The organism is Virgibacillus sp. CM-4 (assembly GCF_000445495.1).
GTDB lineage: Bacteria > Bacillota > Bacilli > Bacillales > Amphibacillaceae > Virgibacillus > Virgibacillus salexigens.
In genome coordinates, this window is sequence record NZ_AUQA01000006.1 from 754398 (window position 1) to 780076 (window position 25679).

The window sequence follows — 25679 nt, forward strand, 5'->3', positions numbered from 1 at the left end:
CTATTCATCAATTCGAATGACAATACCATCTTTAATAACGATAGCACGTTCTCCCATTACTTCTTCCCAATGCGAACCTTCAGAGACCTCAACAAGAGCTTCAACTTCTTTTTCCGTAATTTCGCTTCCCAATTCTAACATGTCCAACTGTTCCATTTTAAAATCAGCAAGCTTAATCTTTTCCTTACGATTATTAATTTCTTGCTGAAAACGTTCATTAACCTCTGGTTTTGATATTCCTGCTTTATTTTGTAATTTTCTTTGTTCGAACAGAAGCTGTTGACACTCTTGTTCAAGTCGCATTTTATGATCATGAAAATTAGCTTTTAATTTCTCTTTACTTTTCTCTGTGATTATTTGCTTGATTAGGACTTTTTTGATTATCTTCACAATTATTCCTCGCTCTCACAAAACATCAATATATTTGCAGGTAATGTGTAAAAAGGGAAAGGATTTCCCCCTTTCCCTTTACATAATATCTAAATAAACACGCTTATTGCTATCTGTTTTTGCTGCATAGACAACCGTACGGATTGCTTTAGCAATTCGTCCATTTTTTCCAATCACCTTACCAACATCATCAGGGTGAACGGAGAGATGATAAACCATTTTAGCATTTTCTTCCGTTTCTGTAATTTTAATGTCTTCAGGGTGATCTACAAGTGACGTAATAATAGATTCAATAAGGGCTCTCATGATATCACACTACTTTGCAACTTGATTTTTTTGCTCGTGGAATTTCTTCATGATGCCTTCTTTAGAGAATAGATTACGAACTGTGTCACTAGGTTTTGCACCTTTTGTCATCCAGTCAAGTGCTTTATCTTCATCTATTTTAACTTCAACTGGATTTACAACAGGATTATAAGTTCCGATTTGTTCAATAGAACGTCCATCACGAGGAGAACGTGAATCAGCTACAACAATACGATAAAATGGATTTCTTTTAGATCCCATACGTTTCAAACGAATTTTAACAGCCATGTACTTGCACCTCCAAAATAAATATTTAACACATTTTTAGATTTTAGCAGAAAACTAAAAGTCTGTAAAGTGTTTTTGCATTACAATGTTATAACGCCGTCTATCAAGAAAAGTTTTCATCAATCTAAACGAATACAGTCTTACATAAACGGAAATTTCATTCCCTTTCCTTTTTTTCCTTTTTGCATGTTTGTCATTTGCTTCATCATTTTCTTCATCTCATCAAATTGCTTTAACAACCGATTAACTTGTGATACAGAAGTTCCGGAACCCTTTGCAATTCGTTTTTTTCTACTTGCGTTCATTAAGCTTGGATCTTGACGCTCTTTTTTAGTCATTGATTGAATAATAGCTTCTACATGCGTAATTTGCTTTTCATCAATTTGGGCATTTTTTAGACCCTTCATTTTATTTGCACCAGGGATCATAGACATTAGATCCTCTAAAGGTCCCATGTTTTTTACTTGTCCCATTTGTTCTAAAAAGTCATCAAAAGTAAATGACATCGTACGCATTTTTTCTTCTAATTCTTTTGCCTGCTTTTCATCTACATTGGTCTGTGCTTTTTCTATTAACGAAAGTACGTCTCCCATACCTAGGATACGCGAGGCCATGCGATCCGGATGGAATGCTTCTAATTCATCCAACTTCTCTCCCATACCAGCAAATTTGATTGGCTTGTCGGTAACAGCTTTAATTGAAAGAGCAGCACCACCACGTGTATCACCATCTAATTTGGTTAAGACAACTCCAGTAATATCCAGCTGCTCATTAAAGCTTTCAGCAACATTCACTGCATCTTGTCCTGTCATAGAATCAACAACTAGATAAATCTCTTCAGGGTTGACCTTTGCTTTAATATCTTGTAATTCTTCCATTAATTCATTGTCAACATGCAAACGTCCTGCTGTATCAATGATGACATAATCATGATGTTCTTCCTTTGCTTTTTCAATCGCTTTTGTCGCAATATCCACCGGATCAGCTTCGGTTCCCATAGAAAATACGGGCATATCAAGCTGTTGACCAAGTGTCTCTAATTGTTTAATCGCAGCCGGCCGGTACACATCACAAGCAACAAGTAATGGCGAACGATTATGCTTTTTACGAAGTAGATTAGCTAATTTACCTGAAGTTGTCGTTTTACCAGCACCTTGCAGACCAGTCATCATTATAACCGTTGGACCTCGATCAGCGACGGCAATTTTACTTTGTTCTCCACCCATTAATATGGTTAATTCATCTTTTACTACCTTAATTACTTGCTGACCTGGTGTCAGGCTATCCATTACTTCCTGACCAACAGCTCTTTCTTTAATTCTTTTAATTAAATCTTTTACTACTTTATAGTTTACGTCGGCTTCAAGTAAGGCAAGACGTACTTCCCTTGTCATTTCTTTAACATCTTGCTCAGAAACTTTTCCTTTACCAGTAATTTTTTTGATTGTACTTTGCAAACGGTCGGCCAAGCCTTCAAATGCCATAGAAGGTGTCCCCCTAATCTAATTCTTTTAATTTATCAATAAGGTGTTGTATCTGATTATCTTTATCCCTTACTAATTCTTCTAAGCTTTCCATAACTTGTAGACGCTGCTGAAACTTATCGTACAGTAAAAGCTTTTCTTCATATGTTTCCAACATATGTTCCGTTCGTCTTATATTATCATAGACAGCTTGTCTGGATACATGAAACACTTCTGATATTTCACCTAGAGAATAATCTTCCAAGTAATACATTTCCATGTAATTGCGCTGTTTGGGTGTTAGTAATGCCTGGTAAAAATCAAAAAGATAATTCATACGTGTTGTTTTTTCTAGCATAATCCACACCCCTTGTTAAGTGATTTACCTTTACAATTATAATAACGAACGATACGTTTACGTGTCAAGCAATGACTCATTCATCCTCTTCTAACATGTCCGCAAATAATCCATACACAAATGCATGTGCATCAAATTCCTGTAAATCTTCCATACCTTCTCCAAGTCCTACAAACTTAACCGGTATTTGTAATTCATTGCGAATGGCTAAGACAATGCCACCTTTTGCTGTGCCGTCTAATTTCGTTAATACAATACCAGAAACATCTGTAGCTTCAGCAAAAGTTTTTGCTTGATTTAGTGCATTCTGACCAGTGGTTGCATCTAAAACCAATAATACTTCGTGAGGTGCCTGGGGAACCTCACGTTCAATAACTCGTTTTACTTTCGCTAATTCATTCATTAAATTTACTTTGTTCTGTAACCTACCTGCTGTATCACAAATTAATACATCTGCCTTCCGAGACTTAGCAGCTTTAATTCCGTCATAGATCACCGCAGCAGGATCGCTCCCCGCAGTTTGCTTAATGACATCGACGCCTGCTCGTTCTCCCCAAATATCCAGTTGTTCTATCGCACCTGCTCTAAACGTATCACCAGCTGCAAGTATAACTTGTTTCCCTTCGCTTTTTAATTGATGAGCTAGCTTTCCGATTGATGTAGTTTTTCCAGCACCGTTCACACCAACAACTAAAATAATGGATAATTGACCTGTTTGTAATTGAAGCTTTTCCGTTTTAGGATCTTCATCTCCATAGTAAATCTCAACCAACTTCTCTGAAATTACTTCCTTCATTTGTTCAGAATCCTTTATATTTTGGCGCTTTACTTCCATTTTTAATTCGTCAATTAAATCCATTACAGTGGCAACACCCGTATCAGCAGAGATCAAAACTTCTTCTAATTCCTCGAAAAACTCCTCATCCACTTTACGATAACGGGCGATTAAATCATTAATCTTCCCAGAAAACGTTTGGCGTGACTTTTTCATTCCATCTTTATATTTGGCTGATACTTCTTCTACTTCTTCTTCACTTTTTTGGAATTTATTCTTTAATTTGTCCATGAATCCCATAAAACCGCCTCCTTAAGCATTTACTAATTCTTCCGTATCTTCTAAGCGCACAGACACAAGCCTTGATACACCGGATTCTTGCATCGTTACACCATATAGTACATCCGCTTCTTCCATTGTTCCTTTACGATGAGTTATTACGATAAACTGGGTATTTTGACTAAATAACTTAATATACTTAGCGAATCGAACTACATTAGCTTCGTCCAAAGCAGCTTCTACTTCATCTAAGACACAAAATGGAACTGGACGAACGCGTAAAATCGCGAAAAGTAGTGCTATTGCAGTTAGTGCCCTTTCTCCACCAGACAATAATCCTAAATGCTGTAGTTTCTTTCCTGGTGGCTGTGCAACGATGTCGACTCCTGTGTCTAATAAGTTTTGAGGATCGGTTAATTTTAATTCCGCATGTCCACCACCAAAAAGCTGCTGAAATACAATTGCAAACTCGTCTTTTATCTTGGTAAACGTCTCCCCAAATCGTTTGATCATCTCTTCATCCATTTCAGCAATTACGGTATATAATGTTTGCTTTGCCTCTACTAGATCTGTTTGCTGTTCCGTTAAAAAGTTGTAACGTTCAGCAATTCGCTCATATTCATCAATTGCACCTAAATTAACAGTACCTAAACCTTCAATTTGTTGTTTTAGTTGATTTACTATAGCTTGAGCTTCCTCTTTATTTTTAGCTTTTTCATAGGATTGCTTCGCTTTATCATAGCTGATCGTATATTCATTTTGCAAATGCGATAGAAGATTCTCTAGTTCGACATCCATTCGATTTGACTGGACTTCTTTCTGTTGAATATCTTGCCTGATTATTTCGTACTGCTTTGTGTCTTGCTTTAAATCATGGTCTTTATCTTGTAATTGTTGCGATTGCTCTGCTCGTTTTGTTTTTTGCTCCTGGATTTCATTGGTGATTTGCGCTTTGTTATCCATTTGCACTGTAATCGTTTCATCAATTTCTTCTTCGGTTTCATTTGATTCTTGGAAACCGAGTAACTGCTGTATTTCTTCTTGGAAAGCATCGTATTGATTCTGTAATTCTGTCAGTTGTTTTTGAACCGTACTTGTTTTATTTCGTTGGCTCTTCACTCGCTCATCTTGCTCTGCAAGGAGAATTTGATTACGATGCATCTCTTCTTGAAGTTTTTCTTTATTTTCTTTAACCTCTGTTTGCTGCTTCGTTAAGGTTTCGATCTCCTGCTCTAGATTTTTTGCATTGACAGTTAGTTGTTGTAGTTCTTGATCGATAGCTGTTTGCCTTTTGTTCATTTGTACAGTGTCTTCATCAAATTGCTGCTTATCTTGATCATACAATTGTAAGTTTTCATTCATCGTCTGTATTTTCATTTCCAATTCACGATGTTGGGATTGCAATTCCTGTAAATGCTGCTGCTCCGATTGTTGTGACGACTCAGCAAGTGTTAATTGACGTTCTACCTCTTGAACAGCTTGTTTTTGCTCACGAAGATTTTGTTCAAAACGCAAGATTTTTTCTTGGAATTCTGTTAGCTTCTCGGTCATTTCCTGTAAATCTTTCTCTCGAGTAAACAATGACTGGTTGGTCTTTTTTTGTGCCCCACCAGACATTGAACCTCCAGGATTAACCACATCTCCTTCCAATGTAACAATACGGAAACGTCTCATCACCATGTTGGCAATTTCATTTGCATCCTTTAATGATTGAGCAATAATCACATGCCCCATTAAATGATTAATTGCTTTTTGATAGTGGTTAGTCGTATCGATTAATTGCGCAGCGATACCAATATAACCCGCATGTTCCTCTATGTTACGGATCGTATTCTCTGGTATAGATCGTTCTTGAATCGTACTTAATGGAAGAAACGTTGCTCGACCACTATTGGTTTGTTTCAACCAGCCGATTGACTTTCTTGCAGCTTTATCATCTTTTACGATGATATGTTGTGCTTGCCCGCCTAACACGGTTTCAATTGCAGTAATATAAGGTTTGGGGACCTCTATGAGTTCAATGACAGCTCCGTAGATATCCGATAATTTACCATTCTCTCGAGCCGTTAACACAGCTTTAACGCCATGGAAAAACCCTTGAAAGTCTTCTTTCATTTCTTCTAACATTTCTCTTTTTGATTTTATTTTTTCTACATATTGATAGCCTTGATATAATTTCGTTTGTGCATCTTGAAACTCATTTCGTTTCATTTCCAATGTTTGTTTTAATGCCTTTACTTTGTTTTCTTTTTCATAAGAAGTGGCTTCTTGTATTTGTAAGTCTTTGCTTATTTGTTGCAATTGCTGTTGAAGTGTTTCTCTTTCCTGAACGAGATCAGCGAATTTCGTTTCCTGTTTTTCTTTTTTACCATTCAGTTGTTGAAGTCTCTCTTCGATCGATTGTCTTTCATTCCGTTTTACTGCTTGTTTATTTAGATACTCAATGTATTCCGACTTTAAATCTTCTATTTTCTCTTCTAAGTTTTCTTTACCTAATTGGAGTTTCTGATCTAATTGATTTACTATACCCGCTGTTTCTTGTTTCGTCTGTTCTAGTTCAGCCAAATGCTTCTTTTCTTGTATTAATTCATCATGTAATTTTCCAATTCGAACTGAAGTATCGTCTTTCTGTGCCTCTAATTTTGTTTTATTTTCTTCAAAATGCTTGTTCTTTTCAAGAAAAAGCTGTTTTTTTCCCTCGTATTTTTCTAATGTTTGCGTAGCTGCTAACAAATCTGCTTGTAATTTTTCAATCGCTTCATCTATTTGCTCGATCATTTGTCGTCGTTCTTCTTGGGCTGTTTCTTTTTGTTCAATGGATGCTTTTATATGTTGTTCTTTTTGTTTTGCTTGTTCTAATTCATTTCGTTTGGTTTCCCATTGTTTATGTAGTACTTCTATTTCAGCTAGCAAATAAGCTATCTCTTTTTCTTTTAACTGATCTTTTAATTGCAAATATTTACTGGCTGTGTCTGCCTGCGCTTTTAATGGTTCAATTTGTTGTTCAATTTCATGAATAATATCTTCTACACGATTCAGGTTTTCTTGTGTTTCTGCTAATTTATATTCCGATTTCTTTTTTCTTTGTTTGTATTTTAATACCCCAGCAGCTTCTTCGAATATCGTTCTTCGTTCCTCGGCTTTGGAACTTAATATTTCTTCAACTTTTCCTTGACTAATAATCGAGAATGCTTCTCTCCCGAGCCCAGAGTCCATAAATAAATCTACAATATCCTTTAATCGACAAGCCTGATTATTAATAAAGAATTCACTTTCACCAGATCGAAAAACACGCCTCGTAACACTTACTTCCTCATAATCCAATGGAAGTTGTTGATCGTGATTATCGAGTACCAATGTAACTTCTGCTACATTCAATGCTTTTCGTGTATCGCTGCCCTGAAAAATAATGTCTTCCATTTTCGATCCTCGTAAGGATTTTGCTGACTGTTCTCCAAGCACCCACCGAATGGCATCCGTTATATTGCTTTTCCCGCTGCCATTTGGTCCTACTACTGCCGTAACACCAGGTACAAAATCAACATTTATCCGTTTAGCAAAAGATTTAAAGCCTACACTTTCCAGCCTTTTTAAATACATATTACATTCTCCTATTTATCTTAAAGAACATCTTCAATTTTACTTACGAAGATTCTCATTAAACTATTACAATATACTTTATTAATATTAAATAATACAATTTGGCTTTTTACCGCATTTATTTTATCATAAACATAGGAACAAAAGAAGAGATGATGCTATACATACTCAAGTTTATATGGAAGGAGTGGGGAATATTGAACTTAGAGCAACCAACAGAGGAAAATCTGAAAATACTATTGGATGGGATTGCAGAACGATTAGATGTCGTTAATCGCACGATTATGGATCCAAAAGATTATGACTTAAACAAGTATAATGAATTAAAGCTCATGTATGATATGATTAACCAAAAAGGCCATTTAAGTGCACAAGAAACGCAAGCATTCATTGAAGAATTAAGAGCTGTACGGAAACAATCATCATAATGCATAGAAAAAGGCTGTATTTTGGTACAGCCTTTTTCTAAACATTATACTTATCTATCGCTGCTTTGGCGGCACGCTGTTCTGCTTCTTTTTTGGTTCTGCCTACACCTGAACCATATACTTCGTCCTTCAAAAATACATTTGCAACAAACTCTTTATGGTGTGAAGGCCCTCTTTCCTCGACAATCTTATAAGACACGGACTGGTTTCGCACCTGTTGAATTAACTCTTGCAATTGACTTTTGTAATCCATCGCATGGGAAAAAGCACCATTTATTATCTTAGGAAAAACAAACGTTTCAAGAAATTGTAAAGACGCATTAAATCCTTTATCTAAATATAAGGCGCCTAGAAAAGCTTCAAAAACATCTGCTAGTAAAGCGGAGCGATCACGGCCGCCTGTTTGTTCTTCACCTTTCCCTAAACGAATAAACTGCCCCAATTCTAATCCTCTAGCAAAACTTGCTAACGAAGGTTCACAAACAATAGAGGCGCGTAATTTAGTCATTTCTCCTTCTGGCATATGCGGATGCTCCCGGAATAAGTATTGGGAAACGCCTAGTTCCAATACAGCATCTCCTAAGAATTCCAGACGCTCATTATCAGCATATCCTTCATCACGATGCTCATTCACATAGGATGAATGCGTAAATGCCTGCGTTATTAAATTATGATCTCGAAACTGAATATCCAATTGTTGTTCTAACTGAGCAATATTCATGTCGGCACCTCAATTTGTTAAAAATATACGGAAAGCCTCGCTTCATGCGAGACTTTCTTCAACTGTTAACCCTTAATGTTATTTATGTAGTTAACAGCATCTCCTACTGTATTTATTTTTTCAGCTTCTTCATCAGCAATTTCCATATCAAATTCGTCTTCCAGTTCCATTACTAGTTCAACAACGTCTAATGAATCTGCCTCTAAATCATCTTTAAAAGATGCCTCCATAGTTACTTTTGACTCTTCCACATCAAGACGATCAACAATCATATCTTTTACACGATCAAATACATCTGCCACGGCATTTCACCTCCTTTCAATTAGTAAATGGATGATTACATAACCATGCCGCCATCGATATGAATCGTTTGACCGGTAATATAATTAGCATCATCACTTGCTAAGAAGCGGACGACTTTAGCAACATCTTCTGGTTCCCCTAGTTTTTCCAAAGGTATCATCTGCAACATCTGATTATGTTGTTCTTCTGTAAGAGCGTCCGTCATATCTGTCGAAATAAACCCAGGCGCAACTGCATTAACATGGATATTTCTGGAAGCTAGCTCTTTCGCAGTTGTTTTTGTTAGCCCAATTACTCCTGCTTTTGCAGCAACATAATTTGCTTGTCCAGGGTTGCCGCTAATACCTACAATAGAAGCTACATTCACAATTTTCCCAGATCGTTGTTTCATCATTTGTCTGGTAACAGCCTTTGTACAAACAAATACGCCTTTTAAGTTGGTATTTATAACTTCATCAAATTCAGTTTCTTTCATTCTCATTAATAAATTGTCTCTCGTAATTCCAGCATTATTAACAAGTATATCTAATGATCCAAACTGAGATACTACTTCTTTCATCATATCTTTTACACTTGTTTCACTTGCAACATCAGCCTGTACAATGAATGCTTCTCTTCCCATTTGTTTAATTTCTTCAGCTACTGCTTGGGCTTTCGCCTCATTCCCAGAATAATTAATGGCAACATTTGCACCTTGCTTTGCTAATTCTAATGCAATTGCACGACCAATACCACGTGAAGCTCCTGTTACTAGCGCATTTTTCCCGTTAAGCATTAAATATCCTCCCTATACCAAGCTATGAATTCTTCTAAAGACGCTGTATCTTGGACCGCAAATGTTTTTGTTCTTCTATTTATTTTCCTAACCAAACCACTCAATACTTTACCATTTCCGACTTCTACAAATGCATCCATGTCATGGTCCATCATATTCATTATCGATTCTTCAAAACGAACTGGCGAATAAAGCTGCTTAATTAATAAATCCTTGATTTCATTACTTTCGCGAACAGGTGAAGCTGAAACATTTGCATATACCGGTATGGTTGCATCTTTAATCGACACTTCATTTAAATAATTAGCGAATGATTCATTTGCAGCCTTCATTAGACGAGAGTGGAATGGCCCACTAACATTTAATGGCATGACCCGTTTTGCACCTTTAGATTTTAGTATAGTTGTAGCTTGTTCTATTCCTTTAACAGATCCAGAAATAACGATTTGTCCAGGACAATTTAAATTTGCAAGATCTACAATCTCATCATCTATTTCGTCTAATCCTGCTTGAATAGTTTCGACATCTAATCCCAATACAGCCGCCATTGTCCCTTGTCCTTTTGGGAAAGCTTGTTCCATTAGCTTACCACGTGTTGCTACTAACGGAAGTGCCTCTTCTAATGAGATAGCACCTGCGGCTACTAATGCACTATATTCCCCTAAGCTATGTCCAACGGTCATAACTGGTTGTACCTCATGTTTTAACAAAAGTGTGTGGAGTGCTACACTCATTAAAAGTAAAGCAGGTTGGGCATTCTCTGTTTCTGTTAATCTTTCCTTCGGCCCCTCAAACATTATTTTGGTTAAATCTGTATTAAGCGTACGATCTGCCTCTTCAAATAGCTGTTTCATATCTGGATATGTTTCATATAACTCTTTTCCCATTCCTACTTCTTGAGACCCTTGTCCGGGAAACATGAAAGCTACTTTTTTCATGATTAATCCTCCTTATCCAATTCCATTGTCTCCACTGTTTGCTTAATTGTATCTGTTATATGGTTATTAACCATATGACAAGTTTGTTTAATTGCATTCAGGATAGCTCGTTGATCAGAGGATCCGTGTGCTTTAACTACAGGAGCAGCCAGACCAAAAAGGCCAGCACCCCCATACTCCGAGTAGTCCAACTTACCTTTCAGAGCTTTTAGATCGTTTTTCATTAATCCTGCGGCAATCTTTGTTTTCGTTGATGTCATAAATGTGTCCTTTATCATAGAAAACATGGATTCAGCTGTACCTTCAATTGTTTTTAAAGCTATATTTCCTGTAAAACCATCTGTCACGACGACATCCGCAACATTTGCTAAGACATCTCTTGCTTCTACATTTCCGACAAAATGGAGAGGGGCATCTTGTAATAGCTGAAAAGTTCTTTTGGTAAGATCATTTCCTTTACCATTCTCGGTACCAACATTTAATAAGCCTATTCTTGGATGTTTAATCCCCCTAACCTTTTCAGCATAAATGGATCCCATTATTGCATATTGAAGTAAGTGGTTAGGCTTTGCGTCAACGTTTGCCCCGACATCCAACAGTAGGAAACCTTGTCCATCAATCGTTGGTAAAGTTGGACTTAAAGCTGGACGATCGATACCGTTAATTCTTCCCACAACAAATAGGCCAGCACTCATTAACGCTCCTGTATTTCCTGCTGAGATACAAGCATCTGCGTTACCCTCTTTAACTTCGTGAGCCATTAATACAAGGGAAGCATTTTTTTTCCTGCGAACAGCGCGCACAGGCTCATCTTCTGAAGTAATTACTTCTTTGGTATGTAAGACATGGATATTTGTTGCATTTGTTAGGTACTGATTAATTTGTTCTTCATCACCGATTAACGTAATTTCTAATGCTTCAATCTGGGAGACCGCCTCCATGGCACCCAAAACGGCTGCTTTTGGAGCATGATCGCCTCCCATTGCATCTATTGCTATTTTCATTTAGTGTTCTCCTTTATGCTCGTTGGATTGATACATATGAAAATTGCCTGTAAACACCATTTCATTCTCTACAAAACTTTGCACTTGAACAAGTGTTAACCCTTTCGCTTTTCCTTCTACGGTAGCCTTAGCAATAACACGTTCTCCTTCATTTACTTGTCTCGTGAATTTCAGTTCAGATTTAGCCGTCAATGCTAATTCATCGTTTATTACAGCTACTGCTAATGAATTTGCTTGCGCAAATAAATGGTGACCACGCGCAATCTTATTACGAGAAAATACATGCTCCGATCCAATATCTAAGATAGAAATAGCACGGCTATCCAATTCAAGATCTATGACTTCACCAATAACTTCTTCCAATGGTAATGCTTTTACCGTTTCATTCCACTGATCCGTCGCAACTGACTTTATGCGTTGTCGTAATTCTGGAATAGACAGTTCCATTCGGTCCAAACGTATGGTTTGAATACTAACCTCAAATTTCTTCGCTAATTCTTCATCCGTTATAAATGGGGTTTGTTCTATTGTATCTTTTAATAATCGTTGCCGATCAGCCTTTGGTCGCTTCATTCTTGCACCGTCCATATCATTATTTATGACTTGGTCCTAATAGTAATATATAATACCTTTTCTGTTTATGCAAATATTTCTTTAGTCTAACTTTTCTTTAAAAGCAGCATTATTTTCTACATAGCGCTGAAGATACTGGTACTCTGGCTTATCGAGTAAATTGTTTTCAATAATCCATTGAGCATCATTCCTAGCCGTCTCTAAAGCTCGATAATCATGGACCATATCAGCAACCTTAAACTCTGGAACACCACTTTGCTTTCTCCCGAAAAAATCCCCTGGACCTCGTAATTGCAGGTCCTGTTCCGATAAGGCAAATCCGTCAGTAGTCTCCGCCATAATCCGCATTCGCTCTTTTCCTGTTTCCCCCTTAGGATCAGCAATTAATATACAATAGCTCTGCTTAGCTCCTCTACCAACTCGTCCGCGTAATTGATGTAATTGTGATAGCCCGAATCGTTCCGCATCATAAATAACCATTACAGTTGCATTTGGAACGTTCACCCCAACTTCAACAACCGTTGTCGAAACAAGGATTTGTACTTTATTCTCAGCAAACTCTTTCATAACCGCATCTTTTTCGTCGGTCGATAATCTTCCATGCATTAATCCAATTTTCACTTCTTCTGAATAGAAACTATGTAATTGATGGAAAACGTCGACAGCATTTTGAATATCTAATTTATCAGACTCTTCGATAAGTGGACAAATTACATAAGCCTGTTCTCCCTTCGCAACTTGATTTTCGATGAACTGCAGCACACGATCTAATGTATTTTCTTTCACCCAATATGTTTCTATTTCCTTTCGTCCTTGAGGCATTTGATCAATCACCGATACATCCATATCACCAAATGAAGTAATCGCCAAAGTCCTGGGTATTGGCGTAGCTGTCATAAATAACACATCTGGAAACAGCCCTTTTTCACGTAGTGCTCGCCTTTGTTTTACACCAAAGCGATGCTGCTCATCCACAATAACAAATCCAAGGTCATTAAAAACGACATCCTCTTGAATTAATGCATGTGTTCCGACAACAATATGTATTTGATGCTCTCTAATTTGTTCAGTAATTTCTCTTCTCTTTTTCCCTTTTACTGAACCTGTGAGTAATGTAATTTTCGCTTTATCTTTAAACAGTTCCACTAATGAGTGAAAGTGCTGTTCAGCTAAAATCTCAGTCGGCACCATGAGGGCACCTTGCTTTCCGGCTGTAATCGAAGCATATAAACAGATGGCAGCTACCGCTGTTTTCCCTGAACCTACATCCCCCTGTAACAGGCGATTCATTCGATACGAGGATTTCATATCAGCAAGTATTTGGTTTAGCGATTTTTGTTGGGCAGCAGTTAGTGTAAAGGGAAAACCTTTTATAAAGTCCTGAACAAGATCCGATTTATATTGCTGTGCATTTCCTGTCGTCGCCTCACGTTTTAATTTCCGTAATAATTGCATTTTTAATTGAAACAATAAAAATTCCTCGTATATAAATCGGCGCCTAGCATGTTTTAAATCAACACGATTTAAAGGAAAATGCATGGACTGATACGCATCTTTCCTTAATGGCAGCTTATAGTTTATTAAATAGGTTTCTGGTAAAATTTCTTGTATGCGATCGGCATACGAAGAGAGAGCTTGTTGAATTGCCTTTTTTAATTTAATATTAGAAATATCACCTTTCAAGGAATAGAAGGGCTGAATTTCCGCTTGTTGACTTACTGGCCCCTTTTTATAATTGCTAACCGTAATTTGCAATCGGTGTGCATCCCATTTTCCTGTTAACGTCACCGTATCACCTTGTTTTAATTGCTTTTTGGCGAATGCCCGATTAAACATTACAGCTTTAACTGCAACTCCTTCTACTTCAACAGTAAAAACGAGTCTTGATTTCTTCTTTCCATAAAAAGTAAGAGAAGGATCATGAATCACCCTTCCCTCAATCGTAACTTTATCTTCATGAACCAACTCACTAAGTGGTCTTATTTCAAATGTATCGTATCGGTAGGGGAAATAGTTTAATAAATCTTCAACCGAATAAATATTCAATAATGCAAGATTTTCTGCGAATTTCCCTCCGATTCCTTTTACATTTGTTACGGGATCTAGTAGCATGACAATCACTCTTTTCCACTCTTCTAACTTGTTATTCCGAATAATTTATCCTTTAGAAAACGTCCGGTTGGGGTATCTGCTAGTCCACCCTCGCCAGTTTCACGTAAGCTTGAAGGCATTTGCTTACCAATACGATACATAGCACCGATAACTTCATCACATGGTATTCTGCTAGTAACACCTGCTAATGCCATATCTGCTGAAACTATAGCTAATGATGAACCCCCTGCATTTCGTTTTACACAAGGAACCTCCACTAATCCAGCAACAGGGTCACAAACAAGACCAAGCATATTCTTTAATGTCATTGCGAAAGCCTCAGCAGATTGCTGCGGAGTACCTCCAGCCATTTCAACAATAGCAGCAGATGCCATCGCTCCTGCTGAACCTACCTCTGCCTGACACCCACCTGCTGCACCAGAGATAAATGAATTATTAGCAACCACAAACCCAAAAGCGCCTGCTGTAAATAAATAACGTATCATTTGTTCTCTTGATGGATGAAGTTGGTTTTTAACCGCAAATAGTGTCCCAGGTACACAGCCTGCGCTTCCAGCTGTCGGAGTGGCACAAATTGTTCCCATCGCGGCATTAACTTCATTTGTTCCCATTGCTTTACTAACTGCATCCATCAATAAGTTACCAGACAACGGGGTTTTTTCTTTCATATAATTTTGAATTAAGACGGCGTCTCCACCGGTTAAACCTGTTACTGATTCAACTCCCTTTAACGCATCTTCAATTGCATTTTCCATTACTTGTAGATTCGTTTCCATCTCTTCAAATAACTGTTCACGTGTCTTTTCCTTTACTTCCATTTCCTGGCGAATCATTACCTCAGAGATCGAAATGCTATCTTTCTCTGCAAATTCCACTAATTCCTTTACCGTACGAAACATAAGATTCCCACCTTTCCTGTTAAAATCTAGCTGACAATTTTTGAGATTTGTATAATATGATCTGCATTATCCAATTCTTTCAATATCGAATCATCAATGTTCTGATCAACTTCAATTACCATGAGTGCTTCTTTTCCTACGTCTTTCCGATTAACTTCCATATGACCAATATTAATTTGATACTTAGCTAGGATCGTTGTTACCGAAGCGATTGCTCCAAATCGGTCGTTGTGCATAATTAATATAGCTGGATGATTTCCAGATAAACGTAGTTCAAATCCATTTAGTTCTGTAATTTCTACTTTTCCACCACCTATGGATATTCCTACTAACTCAAGAGATTCTGTGTCATTTCCAACTATAATACGAGCTGTATTAGGATGATCAACTGCAGCGCTATCCTCAATAAATTCAATCTTAAGATTCTGCTCTTTTGCTAGCTCCAGGGCATCTTTCATACGTGGATCATCTGTATCAAAACCTAAAAGGCCACCAGCTAATGCGAAATCGGTACCGTGACCCTTATATGTTTTGGAAAAGGATTCATATAAATGAATTTTTGCCCATGTTGGTTCTTTTCCAAATAGAGATCTTGCAGCCTTTCCAATTCTAGCTGCTCCGGCTGTATGTGAACTAGAAGGCCCCATCATTACCGGACCAATAATATCAAAAACTGAATTATATTTCATTATTAACCACCGCCCATTTACACGTTTAATCAACTTACTGGGAACATTTAAAAACTGCAACTAAAATTTCGTTATATGATATATTCCCTCTTTAAATTATAACAAAAAAACGATTAATAATCATTTTCGTTATTATTATAAACGAATGAAATTGTATGCGTGGGTTGCAATTCCACTTCAGTATAAGGGAAATTGACGAAGTTTAATAAAAAAGCTATAATATTAATTTGTGGATTATACGTTTATAATCGGGTGGGAGAGGGACAGGAATTTAATGAGGAGTTAATATGCCTGATAGTAAACACCAAGATCATCTGCAATCAAACTTAAAGCAAGAGTTGATTGCTGGTATTATTGGTTATTTAACAACAATGTATATCATTGTTGTTAATGGATCAATTCTTAGTGAGGCAGGTATTTCCATTGAAAGCGGCATGATCGCAACCATTCTTGCAAGCTTTGTTGGCACTTTAATCATGGGAATCGTAGGGAAGCTTCCGTTAATTCTTATACCAGGAATGGGAATCAACGCTTTATTTGCGTACTCCATTGTACAAGGAACAAACCTATCATTTCAGGAAGGTTTAGCCGTCATTCTAATTGCTGCTGTTATCTTTCTAATAACGGCATTTACTAAATTAGGTGTGATCTTAAAAGACGCTATTCCTAGCTCTTTAAAGCATGCAATTACAGTTGGCTTAGGTTTTTTTCTTATCTTAATTGGTTTAGAAAAAAGCGGATTAGTTAAGAGTGGCACGAATACCATCGTTGCAATTGGAGACTTTACTTCTCCAACCGTAATTGTTAGTTTATTAACATTGTTCCTTGCCATTTTCTTATTTGTAAAGAATATCCCAGCTAACTTTTTGCTAACAATGATAGCAGGTACGATCCTTGCATCCATTGCAGGTATTATTGAAACTGGAAATAAAGCTCTATCAATTACTTGGGATGAGCTGCTGTTTCTTCCTTCCTTTTCAGCGATTAATGAGCTCTCTTTTTGGCTTGCGGTATTTCCATTGGCGATGATCCTAATTTTCGAAAACATGGGTCTATTACATGGACAGCTTGACATGTTGCAACGTGATAAAAGCTATAAACGAGCATATCAAGTCACCGCATTTTCAACAATTACTTGCGCATTCTTCGGCACTTCACCAACTGTATCAGCTGCTGAAAATGCTGCTGTGATTGCTTCCAAAGGGAAAACTGGAAAAACAGCTGTGATTGCAGGAGTATTGTTTTTAGGAACATTATTCATTATACCTTGGATTACAATGATTCCCAATACTGCAATCAGCCCAATTCTAATTATTGTTGGCTTTCTAATGGTGCAAAATATCCGTCACTTACCTTTAGATGATCTATCAGAAGCTCTTCCAGCTTTTTTAATTGTTGTCATGATCCCTTTCACGTATAGCATTGCTGACGGTATGGCATTTGGATTTATTGCATACCCTATCGTGAAATTTGCGATTGGAAAACAACGCGAATTATCAACAGCATTAGTTGTTATATCTGGTTTATTCCTATTTGATTTCATCATGAAGATTATCGGAATATGAAAATTGCCGTTTATTTGGGCGATTTCAGCTTGTAGAGAACACACAGTTGTTTTGCTACAAGCTTTTTTTCTTGCTATTAGGAGTACAAATCATTCTCTTTCCCATGGATAAGCGCATTCTTTGTAAAGCCTACGTTAGGTGATTTCGGCTCCGCTCACTCGTTCCAGTGCAAAGCGGAAGGTGCCTTCGTTCCTTAATTAGTCCTAAAATGTTATATTTCGACAATCACTGTCTTCATCGCCTGTTCCATGATCGAAACAACTCAGCCCCAACACTTAAGCGTTCTAATAAATTAAGTTTCAGAAAATAACTAAAAACAAGACTGGCGAAAGCGTTTCGCCAGTCTTGTCATTCACTCTACAGAAAAAATATAAGAATATATCGGCTGATTGCCATTGTGTACTTCAATCTCTATATCTTCATAGGTTTCTTCAATATATTCAACTAATATTTGAACTTCCTTATCTTCAACGTCTTCCCCTTGAAGAATTGTTAATATCTCGTCTTCCTCGGAAATCATCTTATTAAGTAGTAACTTCACTGTTTCTAGTTTATCTGGGTCTGTAGCAATAATTTTTCCATCTTCAATCCCCATAAAATTACCGTTTTCAATGGTAATTCCATCTATCTGTGTATCTCGAACTGCATAAGTAACCTGACCAGTCTTAACCTGTTTTCGAGCTTCATCCATTGCTTGCTGATTAGTATCTAGATTTGCATCAGGATGGAAAGAAAGCATTGCACTAATACCTTGAGGGATAGTCTTTGTAGGTACAACTCGTACATTTTCATCAGCTAATTCAGCTGCCTGGTCAGCAGCCATTAAAATGTTCTTATTGTTTGGCAAGATGAGTACATTTTTTGCATTGGCTTGTTGGATTGCATCTGTAATATCTTGAGTACTTGGATTCATGGTTTGTCCACCTTCAATTACGACAGACGCTCCAAGACTTTCTAAAAGCTCTTTCAATCCTTTGCCCATAGCAACTGTCACAATTGCATAATTTCCTTTTTCTGTTGATACTTGTGATTTATCTTTATTTCCGACAAGAGCGGTGTGCTGTTCACGCATATTCTCGATTTTCATATTGACTAGGCTTCCATACCGTTGTCCCATCGTTAGACAGTCCCCAGGGTATTCGGCATGGATGTGGACTTTTACAAGGTCATCATCTGAAACTACCAATAGGGAATCTCCATGTTCACTAAGTTCGTTACGGAAAGTAGTTTCATCAAAAGGGTGCTCCGCTAATTTTTCATCTTCAAATTTAACCATGAATTCTGTACAGTACCCATATTCTATATCAGAGGTATCCATGAAATCTTGTGTGACTTTATGATGTTCCGCATTAATCATTTCATCCATATCAATGTTCGAATTATCCTCTGTAAGTTCTTCACCTTTTAGTGCAGCTAAAAACCCTTCATATATAGTTACCAAACCTTGGCCACCAGAATCAACAACGCCAACTTCCTTTAATACAGGAAGCAGATCAGGTGTCCGTTTTAGAGATGCTTTCGCTTCAACTACAATTTGATCCATTAACTGGATAATATCCTTTTCTTTCTTGGCAATGGCAACAGCTTGATTACCTGAATCCTTTGCCACTGTTAAGATCGTTCCTTCAACAGGCTTCATTACAGCATTATAAGCAGTAGATACCCCGCTTTCAAACGCCTTAGCAAGTTCGTCTGATGTAACCGCTTCTTTTTTTTCTAACCCTTTTGAAAATCCGCGAAAAATTTGGGATAAAATCACTCCAGAGTTGCCTCTAGCTCCCATCAATAATCCTTTCGCGAATGCCTCAGCCACAACGGAAGCATTGGTGCTGTTAATTTGCTTAACCTCATTTGCACCAGATGTAATCGTCAAATTCATATTTGTTCCTGTATCACCATCCGGAACAGGGAATACATTTAAAGCATCAATGTTTTTTGCATTATTTGATAAATGATGTGCTCCGGACAGGAACATTTGGGTCAGATCCGAGCCATCAATCTTCTGTAAACTCACTTTTATATTTCCTCCTCTATAAACAAGAGCTTTCACGACTAATTTATAACAAACGTCAGAGCCGACACTCCATACGGTTAAAATGAATACTAGTGCGATTCTTTCGGTAACTTACTCTTGTGAAACGCGAACTCCTTGAATATAAATATTAACAGAGTCAATTTCTAATCCTAATGATTGACTTAACGTATATTTTACTTGCGATTGAACATTATGCGCAATTTCAGATATTTTTGTTCCATAACTTACAATAATATACATGTCAATATGTAAGTTATTGTCTTCTTGACGTACAATTACTCCTTTGGAATAATTTTCTTTCTTTAATATTTCAGCAATTCCATCTCTAATTTGACTTTTAGATGCCATCCCTACTATACCATAGCACTCAACTGCCGCACCGCCGGCGATTGTGGCAATAACCTCATTCGTTATTGTTACTTGACCATCATTTGTATGAAGTTCAATGGACATATGAATCCTCCTTATAATACCTGCTCACATTACCTAAAAACATTCTACTACATGCAGAACCATTTTAAAAGTAAAGATAAACGTATATAAAAAATACCCCTTATAACAATGTACGATTTACGTTAATCTGTCAAGGCTTTTCTCTTGATATGTGAAATAATGTTATTCTCATGGATTGAGTAGAAAAAGATTCATTGCATTCTAACAGGAGTTATGGTAAATTGTATAAGTATGAAAATGCAATTACATGGAAAAGTAGGAGGGATAACATGGCCAGAAAATGTGTTGTAACTGGACGTCAAACTCGCAGTGGAAACCAACGCTCTCACGCTATGAATTCCAATAAGCGTAAATGGAAAGCTAATGTACAAAAAGTACGTATTATGGTAGATGGTAAACCGAAAAAAGTTTATGTTTCTGCACGTGCCTTAAAGTCAGGAAAAGTAGAGCGCGTTTAATATACGAAAATACCACTTATCACATTAGTTATGAAACAAGCACCTTTTGAATAAAAGGTGCTTGTTTCTATGCATTAAGAAAAAAATAAGCTTCTGTCATCTGACAAAAGCAAATTCAATTTTACTTCTCTTTCTTGAAGGTACCAATAATAACTCTGACAAATCCACCGATAAATCTTGGGAGCTTAATCGTATAAAATTTCATGAGTTCGCCCTCCTCTTTTAACAAACAAAGCTATCTAGGAATCGTATCACGACTCTTTATTAATAATAGTATGCCTTCGTTGTACGAAAAAGTACCACTATTTCCAATAAGCTTGTTTGATATGCAAAGTGTGGACCCCCATGTAACGGTCGCATCCATCAATGGATAATAGAAATTTGATAAGGTAAGCCCTTTAACTTCGTGCGAAAACGGAACAAACGAGATGTTGGGATAGGTATCGTCATATTCGATAGAATATTCTCCAGCAAATGTTAATTCAATATAATTTGTTTTATCCAGAATGATCCCTTTTATACCTTTACGAGCGATTTCATATAGTAATTGAATATTAATGAGCTCATGATCCATCCTTCCACCAGTAACACCAATTAAATAAATGATATCAGGTTCTAGCTCGAACGCTTTATTCAATGCAATCTCTAAGTCTGTTTCATCTTTGTCAGACGGATATTCGTTAAAATAATTGGCATAGGAAATGATTGTTGCTTTCTCTTCATCTGTTGTGGAATCAAAGTCACCAACTGCATATTCCAGTTGTAACCGATGTTTAATGACTGATAATGCCCCACGATCAGCACCTATCCAAAAGTCAACGGTGTTCCGTAAGCTAGAAAAATCAGGGTACCACTCTGGACCATTTCCAATTATAGCAATAGTTTTCACTTTCAATACTTACTCCTTTAATGCCGCTTTAATATCTTCAATCGCTTGTCGACGATTTTGCTGAGAAAAGATGGCACTCCCTGCTACTAGTACATCAGCACCCGCATCGGAACATAATTTAGCAGTAGATGCTTTAATTCCACCATCCACTTCAATTTCAAATTCAAGTCCTTGTTCTTTACGCCATTGGGCAACTTGTCTAATCTTTTTAACCGTATTTTCGATAAATGACTGCCCACCAAACCCTGGATTTACAGTCATAATTAATACCATGTCAATATCACTTAAAACTGGTAATAATAATTCAGCTGGGGTGGCTGGGTTAATTACTACACCGGCTCTTACTTGTTGATCCTTGATTAATTGAATGGTTCGATGTAGATGAGGGCTTACCTCTTGATGTACGGTAATAATATCTGCTCCTGCCTTTGCAAATTCCTCAATATAACGATCTGGATCTTCAATCATTAAATGGACATCTAGCGGTAGCTTCGTTGTTGGACGAATTGCTTCTACCACTAATGGACCAAGAGTGATATTCGGTACGAAACGACCATCCATCACATCTACATGTATATAATCTGCTCCTCCCAATTCTACGTCGTTGATCTCTTTACCAAGCTTTGCGAAATCCGCTGATAAAATAGATGGTGCAATTTTTGTCATTACTAATACCTCGGCTTTCTTGTTTGTATTTCTTCGAAAAAACGTAAATAATGGTCATAGCGATAGCTGGGAATTTCGCCTTCTTCTACCGCTGCTTTCACAGCACATTTGGGCTCTTTATGATGCATACATCCTCGAAATTTACAACCTTGCCTTCTCTCTCTTATTTCAGGAAAACAATCTGCCAATTCTTCTAATGATATATCTTGAAAGTCTAAAGAACTAAATCCAGGGGTATCTGCTACCAACCCTCCATACAGTGGAATTAATTCAACATGTCTAGTAGTGTGCTTCCCTCTACCCAAACTATCGGAAATTTCTCCTGTTTTTAATAATAAAGACGGATCAATAGCATTTAATAATGAAGATTTGCCCACACCAGACTGTCCCGCAATTACAGTAATGTTATCTTTAAAATAACTTTCAACAACGGAAAGTGTTTCGATATTCTCTACAGAAAGCATCTCCACCTGATAGCCGATATTTTCATAGTCACGTTGATAAGAGACTAGATTTGCTTCTTCTTGACCTGCAATATCCATTTTGGTTAGAAAAATAACCGGTTGAATATCCTTTGATTCCACTAATACAAGAAACCGATCAAGCAAGGTCGTATTAAAGGCTGGCTTCATTGCAGAACAGACAATAATAGCCTGAGTTATATTGGCAATCGGCGGTCTAACCAGTTCATTTTCTCGTGGATGTATTTCTACAATATATCCTTCATGTTGTCCGCTAATATCAAAGGTCACCATATCACCGACAAGTGGGGTAATATTCCTTTTACGGAATACCCCCCTGCCTTTACACTGATATGTTTCGCCTTCTTTTGATTCAACATAATAAAATCCGCTCAAAGCCTTTTTAATTCTGCCTGTTGCCATTTATTCACCTTCTTCATAAGTTACTGTTTTCTCTGATATCGTATCGTCATCGCGCTTTATAATATATTCTGCTTTACTGTCCGGAGCAATTGTCAATGTAAATTCATACTCTGTATCTTCAGTAATTGTATCTTCTTTATATACTTCTGATATATCATGTTCCATATCATCAATATAAATTTGGACCGTTTGTTCGATTGGTTCTTCATCTATTTCTCCTGATGTATCTGGGTTATAAGGTACAGTAAATGTGACTGTATGTGAAACTGGAGGCTTTTTCTCTGGTCCTGTAGAAATATAAACAGTTACTGACTGACCTTCTTCTAACTCCGTGTTCGTACCTGGATCTTGACGAATAATTTCCCCTTCCGGTGTCGTTTCCGAATTTTCCTCTACAACTTCCATAGTTAAATTATTGCTTTCTAAATAATCTCTTGCCTCTGCCTCAGTCATTCCTTTAAGATTATTTAAATTAATGGTCTTCGGTCCACTACTCACACGAAATATAACTTTTGTTTCGCTTGGGACTACTTCACTATCTACTGTAGGTTGAATCTGATTGATAATTTCACCAACTGGTTGATCCGAATTTTCTTCATATGGATCTAGAACTTCATATCCTTCATCTTCCAAGAGTCTTTTTACTTGATCAAAATCCTTTCCTTCATAATTCTCAAACGTTACTTTTTCTTTTCCTTTACTAATAAATACGGTAATATTCGACCCCTCTTTTACCGTACTGCTAGCTTCAGGACTCGTTCTAACTACATTGCCTTCTTCTATATCTTCCGAGAATACTTCTTCGCGGTTAACAACCAGTCCTAGTTCCTCTAATTCGCTAACTGCATCCGTATATGAGTTATCCGTTACATCGGGAATAGTTACATCTTTTGGCTGAAATAAATCAGGAAACGCAAATAAGGTAACAGCAGTTGCTACTAATAATAGCAGTACAATGACTGGAATTACCCATTTCTTTTTTTTCCTTTGTTGCTTTTTTGCCTTTTTGTCTTTCTTCTTCTTTTGTTTTTTTGCTTTCTTATTTGAAGTCGGCTTGTCCGGTTCTTTATAAGGTTTGGTTGGCCCATTGGTCTGATGAATGATTGTATCTCCATCATTTACATTGTCTCCGACATCATCCGTTATGATTGGAATAGCCTTTGTTTCTTCACCAGCTTCCGATGGAGGTGTAAATACCTCCTCATTTAGTTTCGCTGGATGCAACGCGACTTCCAGTGCTTCTTCTAAATCATAAATTGTCTCATAACGATGGAACGGATCCTTTGCAGTTGCTTTTAATACAATGTTCTCCACACTCTGAGGTACATCCTGGTTATATTTCCTAACAGATGGTGTATCGCTCTGTAAATGTTTTAATGCAATCGAAACGGCAGATTGCCCAGAAAAAGGCAGCCTCCCAGTTAATAACTCATATAGTACAATCCCAATTGAATATATATCAGATTTTTTCGTAGCCATTCCTCCTCTGGCTTGTTCAGGTGATAAATAATGGACCGAGCCGAGGATAGAATTTGTTTGTGTTAATGCCGTAGCACTTAAAGCAATCGCAATACCAAAATCAGTTACTTTTACTTGACCATATGCATCAATTAAGATATTTTGCGGTTTAATGTCACGATGAACTAAATCGTTAGCATGAGCGTGAGCAATTGCTGCCGCTATCTGTTTCATAATGTCCAGTGCTTCCTGAACATCTAACGGACCGTTCTTTTGTATGTATTCCTTAAGTGTCATACCATCTACGTATTCCATTACCATGTAGAGAAGACTATCTTCTTCACCTACATCATATATGTTAACAATATTCGGATGGGAAAGACTTGCTGCTGAATGAGCCTCTCGATCAAAACGAGCAATAAACTCCTCATCATTTGCATACTCTAATCGCAGCGCTTTAATAGCAACATCTCTTTCTAAGATTATATCTCTTGCTAAATAAACATTCGCCATCCCTCCGCCACCAATTGTATCTTTAATTTGATAACGATCACTAAGTAGATGGCCGTTTAACATAACCATTCACCTTCTTCCTCAGCAGCGGTATACTGAAATAGAATAAGGGAAATATTATCTTCTCCACCACGTTCATTTGCTAGAGCTATCATTTTTTCACCGGCTTCGTATAACCCATCTGTTGTTTGCATTAATTCAAATAATTCTTCATCAAGCACTTTATCTGTTAAGCCATCTGTACATAATAAGAGTTTATCATCTTCTTCTAATCCTAGGGTTTTAACATCACTATCAATTTCTTCTTCCGTTCCTAATGCTCTTAAAACCACATTTTTTCGTGGATGACTTATTGCATCATCTTTTGAAATTTGGCCGGATTGTACAAGCGCATTGACAAGAGAATGGTCCTCAGTAACCTGCTTTAAACCTTCTTCTGTATAAAAATAACATCTGCTATCACCAATATGTGCAATTGTCATAAAATCTCCGATAACAATAGCTACAACAATTGTAGTGCCCATTCCGTGGCATTCTTCGTTTTCTTGAGCATGCTGAAAAATGGAGGCATTTATTTCAATCATTACATTGCTAATCCACGTTTCTGTCGCTTCTGGTGTATGTAATTTTCCACTCTGTTCCCATTTTTCTTCTAATAAAGAGGTCGCCATCTGGCTTGCTACATCTCCGGCCTGATGTCCTCCCATTCCATCTGCTATTACTGCTAAAAATTGGCCGGATGTATTGTAGAAAATCCCGCCAGAGTCTTCGTTATGTGTTCTAACCAGTCCCCGGTCAGTTAAAAAATGAGCTTTCATTATTTCACCCCTTTTGTTCATCCAATAACCTTGTTAACT

The 25679-nt window shown here is 37.2% G+C and carries 27 protein-coding genes; 3 read left to right on the forward strand and 24 right to left on the reverse strand.

The genetic code is table 11. From position 1 onward, the window contains the following. From M948_RS37125 to smc, 7 genes are all read right to left on the reverse strand, one after another. Nucleotides 1–390 (reverse strand): YlqD family protein, encoded by a 390-nt coding sequence (locus M948_RS37125; RefSeq protein ID WP_021291601.1) that lies wholly within the window; start codon nucleotides 388–390, stop codon nucleotides 1–3. Nucleotides 391–468: 78 nt separating this feature from the next. Then, nucleotides 469–696 (reverse strand): KH domain-containing protein, encoded by a 228-nt coding sequence (locus M948_RS37130; RefSeq protein ID WP_021291602.1) that lies wholly within the window; start codon nucleotides 694–696, stop codon nucleotides 469–471. Nucleotides 697–705: 9 nt separating this feature from the next. Next, nucleotides 706–984, reverse strand: a complete 279-nt coding sequence (gene rpsP / locus M948_RS37135) for a 30S ribosomal protein S16 (protein WP_021291603.1) — start codon at nucleotides 982–984, stop codon at nucleotides 706–708. 140 nt (nucleotides 985–1124) lie between these two features. Next, entirely contained in the window at nucleotides 1125–2468 is a 1344-nt protein-coding gene (ffh, locus tag M948_RS37140) for a signal recognition particle protein (protein WP_021291604.1), read from the reverse strand. A gap of 13 nt (nucleotides 2469–2481) precedes the next feature. Then, nucleotides 2482–2805 (reverse strand): putative DNA-binding protein, encoded by a 324-nt coding sequence (locus M948_RS37145; RefSeq protein ID WP_021291605.1) that lies wholly within the window; start codon nucleotides 2803–2805, stop codon nucleotides 2482–2484. Between the two features lie 76 nt (nucleotides 2806–2881). After that, nucleotides 2882–3880, reverse strand: coding sequence for a signal recognition particle-docking protein FtsY (gene ftsY, locus M948_RS37150; protein ID WP_021291606.1), 999 nt, complete (start codon nucleotides 3878–3880; stop codon nucleotides 2882–2884). A 12-nt stretch (nucleotides 3881–3892) separates the two neighbouring features. After that, nucleotides 3893–7459 carry a chromosome segregation protein SMC gene (gene smc / locus M948_RS37155; protein ID WP_021291607.1) on the reverse strand — a complete coding sequence of 1189 codons (3567 nt, stop codon included), beginning with the start codon at nucleotides 7457–7459 and terminating at the stop codon, nucleotides 3893–3895. A 197-nt stretch (nucleotides 7460–7656) separates the two neighbouring features. Between smc and M948_RS37160 the strand changes: the two genes are divergently transcribed. Further along, nucleotides 7657–7887 carry a DUF1128 domain-containing protein gene (locus M948_RS37160; protein WP_021291608.1) on the forward strand — a complete coding sequence of 77 codons (231 nt, stop codon included), beginning with the start codon at nucleotides 7657–7659 and terminating at the stop codon, nucleotides 7885–7887. A 37-nt stretch (nucleotides 7888–7924) separates the two neighbouring features. On the opposite strand, the gene rnc is transcribed toward M948_RS37160, so the two are convergent. From rnc to sdaAB, 9 genes are all read right to left on the reverse strand, one after another. Next, nucleotides 7925–8608, reverse strand: coding sequence for a ribonuclease III (gene rnc / locus M948_RS37165; protein WP_021291609.1), 684 nt, complete (start codon nucleotides 8606–8608; stop codon nucleotides 7925–7927). Nucleotides 8609–8673: 65 nt separating this feature from the next. Continuing rightward, complete coding sequence (gene acpP, locus M948_RS37170) at nucleotides 8674–8910, reverse strand: acyl carrier protein (RefSeq protein WP_021291610.1); 237 nt, start codon at nucleotides 8908–8910, stop codon at nucleotides 8674–8676. Nucleotides 8911–8945: 35 nt separating this feature from the next. Continuing rightward, nucleotides 8946–9686 carry a 3-oxoacyl-[acyl-carrier-protein] reductase gene (gene fabG, locus M948_RS37175; protein WP_021291611.1) on the reverse strand — a complete coding sequence of 247 codons (741 nt, stop codon included), beginning with the start codon at nucleotides 9684–9686 and terminating at the stop codon, nucleotides 8946–8948. Next, entirely contained in the window at nucleotides 9686–10624 is a 939-nt protein-coding gene (gene fabD / locus M948_RS37180; protein ID WP_021291612.1) for an ACP S-malonyltransferase, read from the reverse strand. The genes fabG and fabD overlap by 1 nt, the downstream gene beginning before the upstream one ends. A gap of 2 nt (nucleotides 10625–10626) precedes the next feature. Further along, nucleotides 10627–11628: a phosphate acyltransferase PlsX gene (plsX, locus tag M948_RS37185; RefSeq protein WP_021291613.1), complete on the reverse strand. Its 1002-nt coding sequence runs from the start codon at nucleotides 11626–11628 to the stop codon at nucleotides 10627–10629. Next, entirely contained in the window at nucleotides 11629–12201 is a 573-nt protein-coding gene (gene fapR / locus M948_RS37190; protein ID WP_021291614.1) for a transcription factor FapR, read from the reverse strand. A gap of 81 nt (nucleotides 12202–12282) precedes the next feature. Next, on the reverse strand, nucleotides 12283–14313 hold the full coding sequence (gene recG, locus M948_RS37195; protein WP_021291615.1) for an ATP-dependent DNA helicase RecG: 2031 nt from the start codon (nucleotides 14311–14313) through the stop codon (nucleotides 12283–12285). Nucleotides 14314–14336: 23 nt separating this feature from the next. Continuing rightward, nucleotides 14337–15212 carry an L-serine ammonia-lyase, iron-sulfur-dependent, subunit alpha gene (gene sdaAA, locus M948_RS37200; RefSeq protein ID WP_021291616.1) on the reverse strand — a complete coding sequence of 292 codons (876 nt, stop codon included), beginning with the start codon at nucleotides 15210–15212 and terminating at the stop codon, nucleotides 14337–14339. Between the two features lie 26 nt (nucleotides 15213–15238). After that, complete coding sequence (sdaAB, locus tag M948_RS37205) at nucleotides 15239–15901, reverse strand: L-serine ammonia-lyase, iron-sulfur-dependent subunit beta (protein WP_021291617.1); 663 nt, start codon at nucleotides 15899–15901, stop codon at nucleotides 15239–15241. A gap of 287 nt (nucleotides 15902–16188) precedes the next feature. Between sdaAB and M948_RS37210 the strand changes: the two genes are divergently transcribed. Then, entirely contained in the window at nucleotides 16189–17466 is a 1278-nt protein-coding gene (locus M948_RS37210; protein WP_021291618.1) for an NCS2 family permease, read from the forward strand. Between the two features lie 352 nt (nucleotides 17467–17818). Here the strand turns inward: M948_RS37210 and M948_RS37215 are convergent, their stop codons facing one another. Together M948_RS37215 and M948_RS37220 are read right to left on the reverse strand one after the other, a co-directional pair. Then, nucleotides 17819–19480, reverse strand: coding sequence for a DAK2 domain-containing protein (locus tag M948_RS37215; protein ID WP_021291619.1), 1662 nt, complete (start codon nucleotides 19478–19480; stop codon nucleotides 17819–17821). Between the two features lie 111 nt (nucleotides 19481–19591). Further along, on the reverse strand, nucleotides 19592–19954 hold the full coding sequence (locus M948_RS37220) for an Asp23/Gls24 family envelope stress response protein (RefSeq protein ID WP_021291620.1): 363 nt from the start codon (nucleotides 19952–19954) through the stop codon (nucleotides 19592–19594). Nucleotides 19955–20223: 269 nt separating this feature from the next. On the opposite strand from M948_RS37220, the gene rpmB reads away from it, so the two are divergent. After that, entirely contained in the window at nucleotides 20224–20412 is a 189-nt protein-coding gene (rpmB, locus tag M948_RS37225; RefSeq protein ID WP_021291621.1) for a 50S ribosomal protein L28, read from the forward strand. A gap of 121 nt (nucleotides 20413–20533) precedes the next feature. Here the strand turns inward: rpmB and spoVM are convergent, their stop codons facing one another. The 6 genes from spoVM to M948_RS37255 are packed head-to-tail and all read right to left on the reverse strand — an operon-like array spanning nucleotide 20534 to nucleotide 25640. Beyond that, entirely contained in the window at nucleotides 20534–20617 is an 84-nt protein-coding gene (spoVM, locus tag M948_RS37230; RefSeq protein WP_021291622.1) for a stage V sporulation protein SpoVM, read from the reverse strand. A gap of 30 nt (nucleotides 20618–20647) precedes the next feature. After that, the gene (locus tag M948_RS37235) at nucleotides 20648–21301 is read right to left on the reverse strand and encodes a thiamine diphosphokinase (protein ID WP_031335598.1); all 654 of its coding nucleotides are present in this window, start codon (nucleotides 21299–21301) and stop codon (nucleotides 20648–20650) included. A gap of 9 nt (nucleotides 21302–21310) precedes the next feature. Beyond that, complete coding sequence (gene rpe / locus M948_RS37240) at nucleotides 21311–21967, reverse strand: ribulose-phosphate 3-epimerase (RefSeq protein WP_021291624.1); 657 nt, start codon at nucleotides 21965–21967, stop codon at nucleotides 21311–21313. A gap of 2 nt (nucleotides 21968–21969) precedes the next feature. Further along, a complete protein-coding gene (rsgA, locus tag M948_RS37245; protein ID WP_021291625.1) occupies nucleotides 21970–22851 on the reverse strand; it encodes a ribosome small subunit-dependent GTPase A in 882 nt (293 codons plus the stop codon). Continuing rightward, a complete protein-coding gene (pknB, locus tag M948_RS37250) occupies nucleotides 22852–24885 on the reverse strand; it encodes a Stk1 family PASTA domain-containing Ser/Thr kinase (RefSeq protein WP_031335599.1) in 2034 nt (677 codons plus the stop codon). Then, entirely contained in the window at nucleotides 24879–25640 is a 762-nt protein-coding gene (locus M948_RS37255; RefSeq protein WP_021291627.1) for a Stp1/IreP family PP2C-type Ser/Thr phosphatase, read from the reverse strand. The genes pknB and M948_RS37255 overlap by 7 nt, the downstream gene beginning before the upstream one ends. Nucleotides 25641–25679 lie beyond the last annotated feature (39 nt).

What these genes read in the sequence shown, in the direction of transcription:
- rsgA (WP_021291625.1), bottom strand. Translation starts at nt 22,851, where the DNA reads ATGGCAACAGGCAGAATTAAAAAGGCTTTGAGCGGATTTTATTATGTT.
- rpmB (WP_021291621.1), top strand. Translation starts at nt 20,224, where the DNA reads ATGGCCAGAAAATGTGTTGTAACTGGACGTCAAACTCGCAGTGGAAAC.
- fabD (WP_021291612.1), bottom strand. Translation starts at nt 10,624, where the DNA reads ATGAAAAAAGTAGCTTTCATGTTTCCCGGACAAGGGTCTCAAGAAGTA.
- M948_RS37130 (WP_021291602.1), bottom strand. Translation starts at nt 696, where the DNA reads ATGAGAGCCCTTATTGAATCTATTATTACGTCACTTGTAGATCACCCT.
- rpe (WP_021291624.1), bottom strand. Translation starts at nt 21,967, where the DNA reads ATGACAAAAATTGCACCATCTATTTTATCAGCGGATTTCGCAAAGCTT.
- M948_RS37220 (WP_021291620.1), bottom strand. Translation starts at nt 19,954, where the DNA reads ATGTCCATTGAACTTCATACAAATGATGGTCAAGTAACAATAACGAAT.
- ffh (WP_021291604.1), bottom strand. Translation starts at nt 2,468, where the DNA reads ATGGCATTTGAAGGCTTGGCCGACCGTTTGCAAAGTACAATCAAAAAA.
- fabG (WP_021291611.1), bottom strand. Translation starts at nt 9,686, where the DNA reads ATGCTTAACGGGAAAAATGCGCTAGTAACAGGAGCTTCACGTGGTATT.
- rnc (WP_021291609.1), bottom strand. Translation starts at nt 8,608, where the DNA reads ATGAATATTGCTCAGTTAGAACAACAATTGGATATTCAGTTTCGAGAT.
- pknB (WP_031335599.1), bottom strand. Translation starts at nt 24,885, where the DNA reads ATGTTAAACGGCCATCTACTTAGTGATCGTTATCAAATTAAAGATACA.
- plsX (WP_021291613.1), bottom strand. Translation starts at nt 11,628, where the DNA reads ATGAAAATAGCAATAGATGCAATGGGAGGCGATCATGCTCCAAAAGCA.
- spoVM (WP_021291622.1), bottom strand. Translation starts at nt 20,617, where the DNA reads ATGAAATTTTATACGATTAAGCTCCCAAGATTTATCGGTGGATTTGTC.
- M948_RS37255 (WP_021291627.1), bottom strand. Translation starts at nt 25,640, where the DNA reads ATGAAAGCTCATTTTTTAACTGACCGGGGACTGGTTAGAACACATAAC.
- sdaAA (WP_021291616.1), bottom strand. Translation starts at nt 15,212, where the DNA reads ATGTTTCGTACGGTAAAGGAATTAGTGGAATTTGCAGAGAAAGATAGC.
- smc (WP_021291607.1), bottom strand. Translation starts at nt 7,459, where the DNA reads ATGTATTTAAAAAGGCTGGAAAGTGTAGGCTTTAAATCTTTTGCTAAA.
- rpsP (WP_021291603.1), bottom strand. Translation starts at nt 984, where the DNA reads ATGGCTGTTAAAATTCGTTTGAAACGTATGGGATCTAAAAGAAATCCA.
- M948_RS37210 (WP_021291618.1), top strand. Translation starts at nt 16,189, where the DNA reads ATGCCTGATAGTAAACACCAAGATCATCTGCAATCAAACTTAAAGCAA.
- fapR (WP_021291614.1), bottom strand. Translation starts at nt 12,201, where the DNA reads ATGAAGCGACCAAAGGCTGATCGGCAACGATTATTAAAAGATACAATA.
- recG (WP_021291615.1), bottom strand. Translation starts at nt 14,313, where the DNA reads ATGCTACTAGATCCCGTAACAAATGTAAAAGGAATCGGAGGGAAATTC.
- ftsY (WP_021291606.1), bottom strand. Translation starts at nt 3,880, where the DNA reads ATGGGATTCATGGACAAATTAAAGAATAAATTCCAAAAAAGTGAAGAA.
- sdaAB (WP_021291617.1), bottom strand. Translation starts at nt 15,901, where the DNA reads ATGAAATATAATTCAGTTTTTGATATTATTGGTCCGGTAATGATGGGG.
- M948_RS37145 (WP_021291605.1), bottom strand. Translation starts at nt 2,805, where the DNA reads ATGCTAGAAAAAACAACACGTATGAATTATCTTTTTGATTTTTACCAG.